Here is a 12,982-nt window from a genome sequence, read left to right as displayed (position 1 = left end):
GGCCGCGCGCCGGTCGCTGATCGCGGTCCCTCGCGGATAGTCAGGAGGATAGTCGATCCCGAAAAAAAGGAAACCGGTCTCGTAGACGTATCGCCGGACTGGTTAAGTCAGGCCCAATCGACCCGGCGATGGTGCCGGCTTGAGGAAAACCTGAAATAAGGCCAGAAGGGAACTCAACGGATCAAACAGAACGGGCGTCGGCCCGATGAGGGATATGATGAAGAACTCCGCCATTTCCGAACGCAAGAACCAGTCGATCTCGCGCGGCGTCGGCATGACCACGCAAATCTACGCCGACCGGGCCGAGAATTCGGAAATCTGGGATGTCGAGGGCCGCCGCTATATCGACTTCTCCTCGGGCATCGCCGTCGTCAACACCGGCCATCGCCATCCCAGGGTGATCGAGGCGGTCAAGGCGCAACTCGACCGCTTCACCCACACCTGCCACCAGGTCGTGCCTTACGAGAGCTATGTGCGGCTGGCCGAACGGCTGAACGCCATGCTGCCCGGCAAGTTCGAGAAGAAGACGATCTTCGTCACCACCGGCGCCGAGGCGGTGGAGAATGCCATCAAGATCGCTCGCAACGCCACCGGCCGCCAGGCCGTCATCGCCTTCGGCGGCGGCTTCCACGGCCGCACCTTCATGGGCATGGCGCTGACCGGCAAGGTCGTGCCCTACAAGGTTGGCTTCGGCGCCATGCCGGGCGACGTCTACCACGTGCCGTTCCCCGTGCAACTGCATGGCGTCTCGGTCGCCGATTCGCTGGCGGCACTTGACAAGCTGTTCAAGGCGGATGTCGATCCGGCCCGCGTCGCCGCGATCATCATCGAGCCGGTTCAGGGCGAGGGCGGCTTCTACGACGCGCCGCGTGAACTCCTGACGGCGCTGCGCAAGCTGTGCGACCAGCACGGCATGCTGCTCATCGCCGACGAAGTGCAGACCGGCTTTGCCCGCACCGGCAGGATGTTCGCCATGGACCATCACGAGGTGGCGGCCGACATCACCACGATGGCCAAGAGCCTGGCCGGCGGCTTCCCGCTTGCGGCGGTCACCGGCCGCGCCGAGATCATGGATGCGCCCAGCCCCGGCGGGCTCGGCGGCACCTATGGCGGCAGCCCGATCGGCGTCGCCGCGGCACACGCCGTCCTGGATGTCATCGAGGACGAAAAGCTCTGCGACCGCGCCAACACGCTGGGTGCGCGGCTGAAGCAGCGTCTGCAGTCGATCCGTGACGACGTGCCCGAGATCGTCGACATCAGGGGTCTGGGCTTCATGAACGCGGTTGAGTTCAACGACGTCAAGAAGGGCCTGCCGTCGGCCGAGATCGCCAACGCGATCCGCCTGAAGGCTCTCGACAAGGGTCTGATCCTGTTGACCTGCGGCGTCTACGGCAACGTCATCCGCTTCCTGGCGCCGATCACCATCCAAGACGAGGTCATGAACGAAGCGCTCGACATTCTGGAAAGCTCGCTCCGCGAAGTCTGCGCCGCCTGAACCACGTTACCTCCCCCTCGTGGGGAGGTCGGACCGCAGGTCCGGGTGGGGGGCTTGGCGCCGACCCACCCCGCCGCTGCTTCGCAGCGACCCTCCCACAAGGGGAGGGCGGCTATCCCGCAGCTCTTGCCAGCTCATCCTGCTGAAAGGCAGCCAGAGCCGCCTTCAGCCCTTCGGGACCCGTGGCTACCGTTTGCGGTGTCGGCGAGAAGCCGGCACCGAGCATCTTGCGGCCAAGCATGTGGTCGCCGGGGCGATTGACGGACTCGATGCCGAGCAGCCGGTCTCCCGCGTAGTGGTAGATCGAGAACTTGTTGTCGGGCAGGTCACCGAGCACGACATGGCTGTCGCCGCCTGATGTCAGCCCGACCATCTGCAATTTCATGTCGCCAATGTCGGACCAGAACCATGGCACCGCCGAATAAGCGTCGGCGTGGCCTGATATGGTGCGCGCGGCGAGCCGCGCCTGGTCGGTGGCGTTTTGCACCGATTCCAGCCGCACGTCGCCGCCGGTGAACCAGTGCCGGTACGAGGCGGCGTCGCCGATGGCGAGGATATCCGGTACCGAGCTGCGCATCTGGTGATCGACGCGGATGCCGTTGGCGATGGTGAGGCCGGCTTCCTGCGCCAGTTCGACATTCGGCACGGCACCGATGCCCACCACGACCATGCGCGCCGGCAGCCTTTCGCCTGAGGTGGTGATCGCGGCGGTGACATGGCCGTCTTCGCCTTCGAGCCTTGCAATCGAGGTGCCGGTGAGGATGCGCACGCCTGTCGCTTCCAGCCTTTGCCGGACATGGCTAGCCACCACCGGCGCCACGGCGCGGCCAAGCAGCCGGTCGACCGCCTCGACAACGGTGACGGTGCGGCCCGCCGCCCGAAGCGTCGCGGCGATTTCCAGTCCGATGAAGCCGCCGCCGAGAATAACGACATCTTCGCTGTGCGCGCTCAAGTCCCGGATCAGCCGGGCATCGGCCAGCGAGCGCAGCGACACCACGCCGAACAGCTCCGCGCCGGGTAATGGCAAGGCACGCGGGCGCGATCCGGTCGCCAGGATCAGATGGTCGAAGGCAAGTGCGCCACCGCCGGCAATGTCGAGACTGCCGCGGCCGGTATCGATGCGCTCGATCCGGATGCCCGGCCGGTAGTCGATGGCGCTGCCGGTGTAGAAGGCTTCGCCGCGCAAGGGCTGCGGCTTGGCCGTGGCATCCTTGATGAAGGTCTTCGACAGCGGCGGCTTGTGATAGGGCAGTTCGTTCTCGTCGCCGACCAGGATCACCGGCCCGTCATAACCATCCTCGCGCAGACTGGCGGCTGCCTGCACGCCTGCATGACCCGCACCGACAATGACCACGCCGTTCTTCATCGCATTCCGATCCCGATTCGATCCTAGGACGTCTCGCCAAGCGGCAATTGCCTGGCACCGCCGCAAGAGAATGTCTGCGGGTCGCACCCGGGATGGCGACTGTCAATCGTACAGTTCGGCCGCAAAGTCGGTGCAAGGGAACGCGTAAAGTTGACAGTTGTAGTTTAGAATAATTCTAAACTGTTGTTTCGATTGGGTTTTTCAGTAATTTCCGTTGACTCCATCGAGCGCGAAGTTTTAAGGAAGCTTGCGCATTGGCGCATCCCTTTGATGTCTGGGCCTTGAACCCGTTCGATTGGAGGCATTTTGGTGTCTTTCTTCCCTGAGCCGCGCGGCAGCGCGGCATATCTTGCGGCCGGTGGCATGCACACGGCCTGGTGCTGGTTGCCGCGCGCGCCGTTTGCGGAATTCCCGAGAAACTGGAGAGCGATAATGACGGCACGATATGGCGGCAGGCTTGTGGCGATCGGCGCCACGGCGCTGCTGACGGCGGCGGTGTTCGTGCTGCCTGCAAAGGCGCAAACCGATGCGAAGGCGGTGATCAAGACCTATTCCGACATCGCGCTTGCCAAGTACGAGGATTCGCTAACCACGGCGCGGACGCTGGACAAGGCGGTCGACGTGCTGCTGGCCAACCCGTCGGCGGAAACGCTCAATGCCGCCCGCGACGCCTGGAAGGCGGCGCGCGTGCCCTACCAGCAGACCGAGGTCTATCGCTTCGGCAACAAGGTCGTCGACGACTGGGAGGGCGAGGTGAATTCCTGGCCGCTGGACGAAGGCCTGATCGACTATGTCGCCAAGAGCTACGGCACGGAATCGGACGCGAATTCTCTCTACACCGCCAATGTGATCGCCAACAAGGAGATCGAAATCAACGGCAAGAAGATCGACGCCTCGACGCTTTCGCCGGAATTCCTCTCCGGGACCTTGCAGCAAGCCGGCGGTATCGAGGCCAACGTCGCTACCGGCTATCACGCCATCGAGTTCCTGCTCTGGGGCCAGGATCTGCATGGCACCGATCCAGGCGCCGGCGAGCGTCCCTATACGGATTACGACTTCAAGAACTGCACCGGCGGCAATTGCGACCGCCGCGCACAGTACCTGAAATCGGCAACTGACCTTCTGGTCTCCGACCTGCAGAAGATGGTCAATGACTGGAAGGAAGACGGCGCCGCGCGCAAGAACCTCGTCGATGGCGAGCCGAACACCGCGATCTCGATCATCTTCACCGGCATGGGCTCGCTCTCCTACGGCGAACTGGCCGGCGAGCGCATGAAGCTCGGCCTGCTGCTGCACGATCCCGAAGAGGAGCATGACTGCTTCTCCGACAACACCTACAATTCTCATCTCTATGATGCAGTCGGCATTCGCGCCGCCTATCACGCCAGCTACACAAGGCTGGATGGTACCGTCGTTTCGGGTCCCTCGGTGCACGACATGGTCAAGGCAGCGGATCCGGCAATCGACAAGGAACTGTCCGACAAGCTCGATGTTTCGGTCGCCAAGATGGAAGCCATCAAGGCACGGGCATTGGCCGGCGAGGCCTACGACCAGCAGATCGCCGAGGGCAATACGGCGGGCAATGCCACCGTGCAGGCGGCAATCGACGCATTGATCGACCAGACCAAGTCGATCGAACGCGCCGTCGGCGCCTTGAAGCTCAACAACATCGCCTTCGAAGGCTCCGACAGTCTCGACGCGCCCGACAAAGTGTTCAAGTAAGCCCCCAGCCAAACGGCGCATCGGAGCGCCGTCAGCCAGAGCGACGAAATGCTGATCTGCCATTGCAACATCATCACCGAGAAGGAGATCGAGCAGACGATCATCGGCCTGCTGGACCAGGATCCCTGGCAGCTCATCGTGCCGGCAAAGGTCTATCACGCCATGCACAAACGGGGTCGCTGTTGCGGCTGCTTCCCAAATGTGGTCGAAACGATCATTCGGGTCACCGAGAACTACCACGCCCGCTCGCAGGCAAGCGGCGTGGACATCGTTTCACATCTGGATCGCGTCAGAGGCCTGCGCGTCCAATACGGGAGCAGGACCCATGAAAGGCGAACCACAGATCATCGAGCGGCTTAACGAGGCTCTCTTTCTGGAGCTCGGCGCCGTCAACCAGTATTGGGTGCATTTCCGCCTGCTCGAGGATTGGGGATACGCCAAGCTGGCCAAGAAGGAGCGGGCGGAATCGATCGAGGAGATGCACCACGCCGATAAGCTCGTCGCCCGCATCATCTTCCTTGAAGGCCATCCCAACCTGCAGTCCGTGGCGCCGCTGCGCATCGGCCAGAACGTCAAGGAAGTGCTCGAATCCGACTTGGCCGGTGAATATGACGCGCGCACTGCCTATAAGCGCTCGCGCGAAATCTGCGAGGAAGCGGGCGACTACGTGACGATGAAACTGTTCGAGGAACTGCTCGCCGACGAGGAAAGCCATATCGACTTCCTCGAGACGCAGCTCGACCTGCTGGCCTCGATCGGTGAGGAAAAGTACGGCCAGCTCAACGCCGCACCGGCGGACGAGGCAGACTAAGGATATGCGGGAATGCGGCGCCTCTTAGACGTCCTGCGCCGCTTGCGGCGGGCCAAGGGCCCGCCGCGCCTCCGGAAAATGCCAGCCATATCGGCTGGTCGGCACGGCATTATTCTGATGCTGGCGCTGACCACTTCTGCCATCGCCGGCGACCTTCTACCCGCCGGTCTCGCCACCACGCGCACCGACCTTAATGCCAAGGATCAGGTGCGCGTCACAGCCATTACCAGGCCGACCACGGATTTTTCCAAGCCCGAGCCTTTCGAACTGATGCAAGGTGGCGCAGGTACCTCGCGGAAAGACATCAGCCGTGCTTCCTTCTCGCAATCTTCGGCCAACATCAGCTTCGAGGAAGAAGGCACCTTCAAGCTCGGCAATGCGCTTTTCCGCAAGAACTGGGTCTCATCGCCGTCCTCGACGCAGGCATCGGATGGGCTCGGACCCTTGTTCAACGAACGGGCCTGCCAGAACTGCCATCTGAAGGATGGACGCGGACGGCCGCCGCAAGCCGATGTTGGCACCACCTCGATGTTCCTGCGGCTGGCGCGCGATGCCAGCAGCGCGGAAGAAAAGGCGGCGCTCGCCGACTATAGGCTGCTCAACCTTCCAGACCCGGTCTATGGCACGCAATTGCAGCAACTGGCCGTGCCTGGTCTCAGGGGTGAGGGCAGGATGCGTGTCGACTATCGGGAACGGAAGGTGGAACTGCCGGACGGCACCGCGGTTTTACTGCGCAAACCCGCCTATACGATCGATGATCTCGGCTACGGGCCGCTCGATCCGCGCACCACGCTGTCGCCGCGCCTGACGCCGCCGATGATCGGCCTCGGCCTCATCGAACAGATCGCGCCGGCCGACATTCTGGCCCGTGCCGACCCTGACGACAGGGATGGCGATGGTATTTCCGGCAAGCCCAACATCGTGCGTGATGGCCTGAGCGGCGAGCTGACGCTTGGCCGTTTCGGCTGGAAGGCGCAGACCGCGTCGATCCGCCAGCAGGCCGCCGATGCCTTTGCCGGCGATATCGGCATCTCGACGCCGGAGGCGCCGAAACACTGGGGCGATTGCACCGCCGCGCAGGAAAAGTGCCTCGCCATGCCCAACGGCGTGCAGGCGCGCCTCGGCCCGGTCGAGGCGCCGGCGCCGGTGATGGATCTCGTCACCTTCTATTCGCGCAACCTGGCGGTGCCGGCGCGACGCGACCTCGCCTCGCCTGAGGTGCTCGCCGGCAAGAAGGTCTTTTATGAAATCGGCTGCGTTGCCTGTCACACGTCGAAATTCGTTACCCGTCGCGATGCACCTGACAAGCCGCAGGCGTTCCAGTTGATCTGGCCTTATTCCGATTTCCTGCTGCACGACATGGGGCCGGATCTTGCCGACGGCCAGGCTGTGGGCGATGCGACCGGCAATGAGTGGCGCACGCCGCCGCTATGGGGCATCGGCCTCACCGAAATGGTCAACGGCAATTCCTTCTATCTGCACGATGGTCGTGCGCGCACTTTGGTCGAGGCCATCCTGTGGCATGGCGGCGAGGCGCAGAAGGCGCGCGACCGCTTTGCCGCCACCAGCGCCACCGAGCGCGATGCATTGGTCAAATTCCTGGGGTCACTTTAATGGCGAAGCGTTTCGCGCTGGTTCTCGTTCTTCCGCTGGTTCTGCTGGGCGCGTTGCCCGCATCGGCCGCGGTGAAAGCCTCTGATGTCATCCAGCGCGCGATCGACGGCTTTGTCCGCCCGGCATATGAGGACCTGCACCAGCATGCGGAAGCCCTCGCCAAAGCCATGCACAAGCTTTGCGGGGCGCCCTCGCAAGCGGACCTAGAAGCGGCGCGAGCCGCGTTCTCGGCTACCGTCTACGCCTGGTCATCGGCCGAGATCATCGGTTTCGGGCCGATCAAGGAGAACAACAGGCTGGAACGCATGCTGTTCTGGCCGGATCGCAAGAGCATCGGTCTGAAGCAGGTGCAGGCGGCGTTGTCGGACAAGGATCCCGCTGCCACCGATCCTGTCCAGCTTGCCGGCAAGAGCGTTGCCATGCAGGGGCTCGGGGCGCTGGAATTCGTGCTCTACGGCGACGGCGCCGACGGCTTGACGGGCAAGGCTGAATCCTATCGCTGCGCTTACGGGGCGGCTGTCGCCGGCAACATCGAAACCATCGCCGCGGACGTCAGCGCTGCCTGGGACAAACCAGATGGATTCGCGGCACTGTGGGCCAATCCGGGGCCGCAAAACACGCTCTATCGCGATGGTAACGAGGCGGTGACCGAACTGGTCGGCGTCTTGATCAACGAACTGGAAATGGTCCGCGATGTGCGCCTGAAGGGTTTTCTGGGCGCCAAGCCCGAGGCCGACAAGCCAAAACAGGCGATCTACTGGCGTTCGCAGAACACCGCCAACGCGCTGGCCGGAAATCTGGCCGGCATCGATGCGCTGTTCCAGGTGTCGAAGCTCGGCAACGCGCTGCCGCCGGATGCGCGCTGGATGGCAGAGTCGATCCACATCCAGCTGCTCAACGGCGTTGCGACCGCCAAGGCCGTCCAGGGCCCGATCGACAAGGCGCTCGCCGATCCGGCGCTGCGCGAAAAACTCGAGCATCTCGCCCTGATCACCTCCAGCCTGTCGACCCTGATCGGCACCAGGCTGACCGCCGAATTCGGCCTGACCGCCGGCTTCTCGTCGCTGGATGGAGACTGAGCATGAAGGGATTGCTCATCGACCGCCGCGATTTCTTGAGGGCCGCCGGCATTGGCTTTGCCGCCGCCGTGACGCCCTCGGCCTGGGCAAATACGCTCGCGGCGGATGCCGTGTTCGCCACCGCCTTCGTCAAGCGCGACGGCAGTTTTGGTGCCGCCGTCCTGTCCGAGGCCGGCAAGGTGCTGCATACGGTTGACCTGCCCGATCGCGGTCATGACGTCACCTTCGATCCGATCTCGAAGCGTTCGGTGGTTTTCGCCCGCCAGCCCGGCACCTTCGCCGTCGTATTCGATCACGCCGGGCGCGACGCCCCGCGGACCATCGCCAGCATCGCAGGCCGGCACTTCTTCGGTCATGGTGTCTTTTCGCCCGACGGCTCTCTGCTCTACGCCACCGAAAACGACTTCGACAACGCCGCTGGCGTGGTCGGCGTCTATGACGCGCGGGCGAAATTCAATCGCGTCGGCGAATTCCCGACCTACGGCATGGGCCCGCACGAACTTCTTCTGCTGCGCGATGGCAAGACGATCGCGGTCGCCAATGGCGGCATCGAGACCCACCCAGACTATGGACGCGCCGAGCTCAACATTGCCACCATGAAACCTTCCTATGTGCTGATCGACCGCGCCACCGGTGACCTGATCGAAAAGCATGAACTGCCGGCCGCCCTGCACCAATTGTCGATCCGTCACATGGATACCGACCAGACAGGCACCGTCTGGTTCGGCTGCCAATACAGGGGCTCCGGCACCGATCGTCCGCTTCTGGTCGGTCGCGCCGCGCGGGGCAAGGAATTGGCATTGCTCGACATGCCGCCGGATGTGCTGTCCGGTTTCCGCAATTATATCGGCTCGGTCGCCGCCAATCCTGGTGCCGGCACCGTCGCCGTCTCCTCGCCGGAAGGCAATTCGCTTGTCGTGATCGATGCGAGCAGCGGCCGGATCGTCTCCTCCAGCGCGCTGGTCGAGGTCTGCGGCGTGGCGCCCGACGGGGCAGGTTTCATGGCCACCACGGGCGCCGGCGAGATCATCGAGGGCGGTGGTGCCACGCGGACGGAACCGGACTATGTCTGGGACAATCACATGCTGCGCATAGGGCCGGCGGCATAAGCTCTTCTGCCGGGCCAAACCGAAGCCGCTTAACAAATTATGCACTACACACTTGCGGTTGCGCGCCATGGCGGGCACAGGGAATTGTTTCTCGAACCGGTCGTTTCATGAAAGTTCTCGCCATCGACTGTGCCGCCAGCCTCTGCGCCGCCTGCGTCTACGACGCGGCGGCTGGGCTGGAGCTTGGCCGCTCGGTGCTTGATCTGGGCAAGGGTCATGCCGAGCACCTGATGGCCGTCATCGCTGACGCGTTGAAGACCGGCGCGACCGACTACGCCGGACTTGGCGCCATTGCCGTCTCTGTCGGTCCGGGTTCCTTCACCGGCCTGCGCGTCGGCGTGTCGACGGCGCGTGGCCTGGCGCTGGCGCTCAAGCTGCCGGCAATCGGGGTGACGACCCTCGAGGCACTGGCCGCCGAGGCGGCCAGTGCCTTTCCTGGCCGCGCCGTGCTGGCGGCGCTTGATGCCGGCCGCGAGGAAATCCATGCCGCACTGTACGATGAAATGTCAGTGTTGACTTACGGTCCGGCCGTGGCCACGCTTGCGGATGCGGTGACGATGGCGTCGGAACGTTCCGCGGTGCTCGCCGGCACGGCAGCGACGCTGATCGCTGACGCGGCCGGCCGCACCTTCGACATCGGGCCTCGGATGGCCACCGCCGACATTCTCACCTACGCCCGGCTGGCTGCCGCAAAGGGGCAGGGCGAAAGGCCGAAGCCGCTTTATCTGCGCGGTGCCGATGCCAAGCCGCAGGCCGGGTTTATACTTTCGAGGCAGAGACCATGATCCCGAAAAGTGGAAGCCGGTTTTCGCGGACAAACGGTCCCGTTCGCCCGGAGACCATGGTCAGACGAGAAAACGAGAATTGATGCGCATACCTTTTCTTCAACCACGTCGCCGCGACTACGCGCTCGAGCCGCTCAGGATCACTGACAGCGCCGCGGTCTCGCTGCTGCACCGCGAGGATTTTGTCCGCCCCTGGACCGATGGTGAGTTCGCCGCCTTGCTCGAACAGGACACCGTGTTCGGTTATGCCGCGCGCGAAACCGGGCAGGGCGCCAAGCCGCCTGTCGGCTTCGTCCTCGCCCGGCTGGCCGCGGGCGAGGGTGAAATCCTGACCGTCGCGGTGGCACGGTCGCATCGTCGCCAGGGCCTGGGCTGGCAGTTGATGGACGCAGTGCTGCGCGAATTGCATTCGCAGCGCGCCGAAGCCTTGTTCCTCGAGGTCGATGAGACCAATGCCGCGGCGATCGCTCTCTATCGTCGGTTGGGTTTTCGGGAAGTCGGCAAGCGTCCGGATTACTACAAGTCGCCCGATCGGGGGCCGACTGGGGCGCTTGTCATGCGCCGCGATCTTCGCTAGCCAGGGACCGCATGATCCCGAAAATCGAATCCGATTTCGGAGAGGATCATGCGCCAGAATTAAGGTGTTACAGCGTCCTTTGCGCGTCCAAGAGGACGCGCGGCGCTGTAATGGTAGGGCGATGATCAAGAAAATCAGGATTTTCCTGGCGCTGGGCCTCGTCGTCGCTGGGTCGCTGGTTTTCGTGCCGCTGCAGATCCTGTCGATGAAGACCGGTTGGTGGCCGGAAACCTTCATCCTCAAAATCTGGCACCGGCTGATCATCCGGGCGCTCGGCATGCGTATCCATGTCAGGGGGGCACTGTCCGACAAACGCCCCTTGCTGGTTGCCTCGAACCACATCTCCTGGACCGACATCATGGTGCTGGGCTCCTTTGCCGATGTGAAATTCATCGCCCGAGCCGACATGGAAGGCTGGCCGCTGATCGGCATGCTGTCAAAACTGCAGCGCACTGTTTTCATCGAGCGCGAACGCAAGCGTTCGTCTGGCGATCAGGCCAGCGAGATCGCCAGACGCATGGCCAAGGGCGATGCCATGGTGCTGTTCGCCGAGGGCTCGACCGGTGACGGCAATGTCGTCCTGCCCTTCAAAAGCACCCTGTTCGGCGCCGCCTCGATGGCCATTTCCGAAGGCGCGGCCGAGCAGGTCTTCATCCAGCCCGTTGCGATCGCCTATACGCGCCTGCACGGCGTACCGCTCGGCCGCCGCCACCGCCCGATCGCAGCCTGGATCGGCGATGAGGACCTGATGCCGCATCTCAAGGTGCTGATGGCCGAGGGCGCGCTCGACGTCGAGGTGCATTTCGGCGAACCGATCGCCTTTGCCAAGGGTTCCAACCGCAAGGAAACGGCCAAGCTGATGGAAGGCCGGGTGCGCGAGATGATGCAGGCGGCCCTCACCGATCCGCTCCCGAGCCGCTGAACCCAGCGGCCCAAGGCAGAATCGTCTGTTTTTTGTCACGGAAAGGCGTTAGAAGCCGCCGGATGGACTTGAACACGATTGAGAGCGACGACATCGGCACTGTGGCCGGACAGCCGGCGGCGAACGCCACGGCAGCCAAGAAGGTCTTCGTCAAGACCTATGGCTGCCAGATGAACGTCTATGATTCACAGCGCATGACCGACGCACTGGTCGCTGACGGCTATACGGCGACCGATGCCATCGGCGAGGCCGATCTGGTGCTGCTCAACACCTGCCATATCAGGGAAAAAGCCGCCGAAAAGGTCTATTCCGAACTTGGCCGCATCCGCGACATGAAGGCCGAGCGGGCCAGCGCTGGCCGCGAGATGCTGATCGGTGTTGCCGGCTGCGTGGCGCAAGCCGAGGGCGCCGAGATCATCCGGCGTTCGCCGGCCGTCGACCTGGTCATCGGTCCGCAGACCTATCACCGTCTGCCCGACGTGCTGGCGCGTGTTCGCGGCGGCGAAAAGATCGTCGAAACCGAGTACGCCATCGAGGACAAGTTCGAGCATCTGCCGCAGCCCAAGCGTGCCGAGGTGATCAAGCGCGGCGTCACCGCCTTCCTCACCGTCCAGGAAGGCTGCGACAAGTTCTGCACCTTCTGCGTCGTGCCCTATACGAGAGGCTCGGAAGTGTCGCGGCCGGTGGCGCAGATCGTCGCCGAGGCCGAGCGCTTGGCCGAGGCCGGGGTGCGCGAGGTGACGCTGCTCGGCCAGAACGTCAACGCGTGGCATGGCCAGGGCGAGACCAAAGGGGGCAAGACCGCGGAATGGGGTCTTGGCCGTCTGCTGTTCCGGCTGGCCGAAATCCCCGGCCTGGCGCGGCTGCGCTACACCACCAGCCATCCGCGCGACATGGACGACGAATTGATCGCCGCACACCGCGACTTGGCCGCCCTGATGCCTTATCTGCACCTGCCGGTGCAATCCGGGTCGGATCGCATTCTGAAGGCGATGAACCGCAGGCATACGGCCAAGGACTATCTGGCGCTGCTCGACCGCATCCGCGCCGCCCGCCCCGATATCGCGCTGTCGGGCGATTTCATCGTTGGTTTCCCCGGTGAGACGGAGGCCGATTTCGAGGCGACCATGGATCTGGTGCGCCAGGTGAACTATGCCTCGGCCTTCTCGTTCAAATATTCGCCGCGTCCCGGTACGCCCGGCGCCGAGATGTCCGACCACGTGCCGGAAGCGGTCAAGGACGACCGCTTGCAGCGCCTGCAGGCACTGCTGTTGAAACAACAGCAGGATTTCGGCTTGAGTTTGATCGGCAGCACCATAGATACGCTGATCGAGAAGCCCGGTCGTCAGGCCGGCCAGAAGGTCGGCCGCTCGCCTTGGCTGCAGCCAGTTATTGTTGATGAAAACGCCGGCGAAATCGGTGACATTATCAAGGTGCGAATCACGAAGACGGGCTACAACAGCCTGTTCGCCGAATTGGCCTGATGGTCTCGGCAGATGAGG

Annotated in this window: 12 protein-coding genes; 11 read left to right on the top strand and 1 reads right to left on the bottom strand. The window is 63.7% G+C overall.

Annotated features, from left to right (window positions below):
• The first annotated feature begins 217 nt into the window (after positions 1–217).
• Positions 218–1,495 (top strand): 4-aminobutyrate--2-oxoglutarate transaminase, encoded by a 1,278-nt coding sequence (locus LB557_RS16930; protein ID WP_224641405.1) that lies wholly within the window; start codon positions 218–220, stop codon positions 1,493–1,495.
• 112 nt (positions 1,496–1,607) lie between these two features.
• Here LB557_RS16930 and LB557_RS16925 read toward each other — a convergent pair whose 3' ends face one another.
• On the bottom strand, positions 1,608–2,861 hold the full coding sequence (locus tag LB557_RS16925) for an NAD(P)/FAD-dependent oxidoreductase (protein WP_140714058.1): 1,254 nt from the start codon (positions 2,859–2,861) through the stop codon (positions 1,608–1,610).
• A gap of 432 nt (positions 2,862–3,293) precedes the next feature.
• Between LB557_RS16925 and LB557_RS16920 the strand changes: the two genes are divergently transcribed.
• The 10 genes from LB557_RS16920 to miaB all read left to right on the top strand — a co-directional run bounded on the left by LB557_RS16920 (position 3,294) and on the right by miaB (position 12,964).
• The gene (locus LB557_RS16920; protein WP_224641406.1) at positions 3,294–4,583 is read left to right on the top strand and encodes an imelysin family protein; all 1,290 of its coding nucleotides are present in this window, start codon (positions 3,294–3,296) and stop codon (positions 4,581–4,583) included.
• A 48-nt stretch (positions 4,584–4,631) separates the two neighbouring features.
• The gene (locus LB557_RS16915; RefSeq protein ID WP_140614790.1) at positions 4,632–4,943 is read left to right on the top strand and encodes a (2Fe-2S)-binding protein; all 312 of its coding nucleotides are present in this window, start codon (positions 4,632–4,634) and stop codon (positions 4,941–4,943) included.
• Complete coding sequence (gene bfr / locus LB557_RS16910; RefSeq protein WP_015314026.1) at positions 4,909–5,394, top strand: bacterioferritin; 486 nt, start codon at positions 4,909–4,911, stop codon at positions 5,392–5,394. Before LB557_RS16915 ends, bfr begins: the two co-directional genes overlap by 35 nt.
• A 12-nt stretch (positions 5,395–5,406) precedes the next feature.
• Complete coding sequence (locus tag LB557_RS16905; RefSeq protein WP_224641407.1) at positions 5,407–7,008, top strand: di-heme oxidoredictase family protein; 1,602 nt, start codon at positions 5,407–5,409, stop codon at positions 7,006–7,008.
• A complete protein-coding gene (locus LB557_RS16900; RefSeq protein WP_224641408.1) occupies positions 7,008–8,087 on the top strand; it encodes an imelysin family protein in 1,080 nt (359 codons plus the stop codon). The genes LB557_RS16905 and LB557_RS16900 overlap by 1 nt, the downstream gene beginning before the upstream one ends.
• Before the next feature lie 2 nt (positions 8,088–8,089).
• Positions 8,090–9,196, top strand: coding sequence for a DUF1513 domain-containing protein (locus LB557_RS16895; RefSeq protein ID WP_224641409.1), 1,107 nt, complete (start codon positions 8,090–8,092; stop codon positions 9,194–9,196).
• Between the two features lie 107 nt (positions 9,197–9,303).
• Entirely contained in the window at positions 9,304–9,981 is a 678-nt protein-coding gene (gene tsaB, locus LB557_RS16890) for a tRNA (adenosine(37)-N6)-threonylcarbamoyltransferase complex dimerization subunit type 1 TsaB (protein ID WP_224641410.1), read from the top strand.
• A gap of 82 nt (positions 9,982–10,063) precedes the next feature.
• Complete coding sequence (gene rimI / locus LB557_RS16885) at positions 10,064–10,558, top strand: ribosomal protein S18-alanine N-acetyltransferase (protein WP_015314021.1); 495 nt, start codon at positions 10,064–10,066, stop codon at positions 10,556–10,558.
• 121 nt (positions 10,559–10,679) lie between these two features.
• Positions 10,680–11,480 (top strand): lysophospholipid acyltransferase family protein, encoded by an 801-nt coding sequence (locus LB557_RS16880; RefSeq protein ID WP_015314020.1) that lies wholly within the window; start codon positions 10,680–10,682, stop codon positions 11,478–11,480.
• A gap of 62 nt (positions 11,481–11,542) precedes the next feature.
• A complete protein-coding gene (miaB, locus tag LB557_RS16875; protein ID WP_224641411.1) occupies positions 11,543–12,964 on the top strand; it encodes a tRNA (N6-isopentenyl adenosine(37)-C2)-methylthiotransferase MiaB in 1,422 nt (473 codons plus the stop codon).
• Positions 12,965–12,982: the final 18 nt, after the last annotated feature.

Origin of the sequence: Mesorhizobium sp. BR115XR7A, from assembly GCF_020165315.1 — a bacterium.
Taxonomy (GTDB): domain Bacteria; phylum Pseudomonadota; class Alphaproteobacteria; order Rhizobiales; family Rhizobiaceae; genus Mesorhizobium; species Mesorhizobium australicum.
Note: the sequence above shows the minus strand (reverse complement) of the source record. Positions and strands in the feature narration are given on the sequence as shown.

Bases quoted from the DNA above. Each gene is read 5' to 3' on its own strand.
- LB557_RS16930 (WP_224641405.1), top strand. From the start codon at position 218: ATGAAGAACTCCGCCATTTCCGAACGCAAGAACCAGTCGATCTCGCGC.
- LB557_RS16925 (WP_140714058.1), bottom strand. From the start codon at position 2,861: ATGAAGAACGGCGTGGTCATTGTCGGTGCGGGTCATGCAGGCGTGCAG.
- LB557_RS16920 (WP_224641406.1), top strand. From the start codon at position 3,294: ATGACGGCACGATATGGCGGCAGGCTTGTGGCGATCGGCGCCACGGCG.
- LB557_RS16915 (WP_140614790.1), top strand. From the start codon at position 4,632: ATGCTGATCTGCCATTGCAACATCATCACCGAGAAGGAGATCGAGCAG.
- bfr (WP_015314026.1), top strand. From the start codon at position 4,909: ATGAAAGGCGAACCACAGATCATCGAGCGGCTTAACGAGGCTCTCTTT.
- LB557_RS16905 (WP_224641407.1), top strand. From the start codon at position 5,407: ATGCGGCGCCTCTTAGACGTCCTGCGCCGCTTGCGGCGGGCCAAGGGC.
- LB557_RS16900 (WP_224641408.1), top strand. From the start codon at position 7,008: ATGGCGAAGCGTTTCGCGCTGGTTCTCGTTCTTCCGCTGGTTCTGCTG.
- LB557_RS16895 (WP_224641409.1), top strand. From the start codon at position 8,090: ATGAAGGGATTGCTCATCGACCGCCGCGATTTCTTGAGGGCCGCCGGC.
- tsaB (WP_224641410.1), top strand. From the start codon at position 9,304: ATGAAAGTTCTCGCCATCGACTGTGCCGCCAGCCTCTGCGCCGCCTGC.
- rimI (WP_015314021.1), top strand. From the start codon at position 10,064: ATGCGCATACCTTTTCTTCAACCACGTCGCCGCGACTACGCGCTCGAG.
- LB557_RS16880 (WP_015314020.1), top strand. From the start codon at position 10,680: ATGATCAAGAAAATCAGGATTTTCCTGGCGCTGGGCCTCGTCGTCGCT.
- miaB (WP_224641411.1), top strand. From the start codon at position 11,543: ATGGACTTGAACACGATTGAGAGCGACGACATCGGCACTGTGGCCGGA.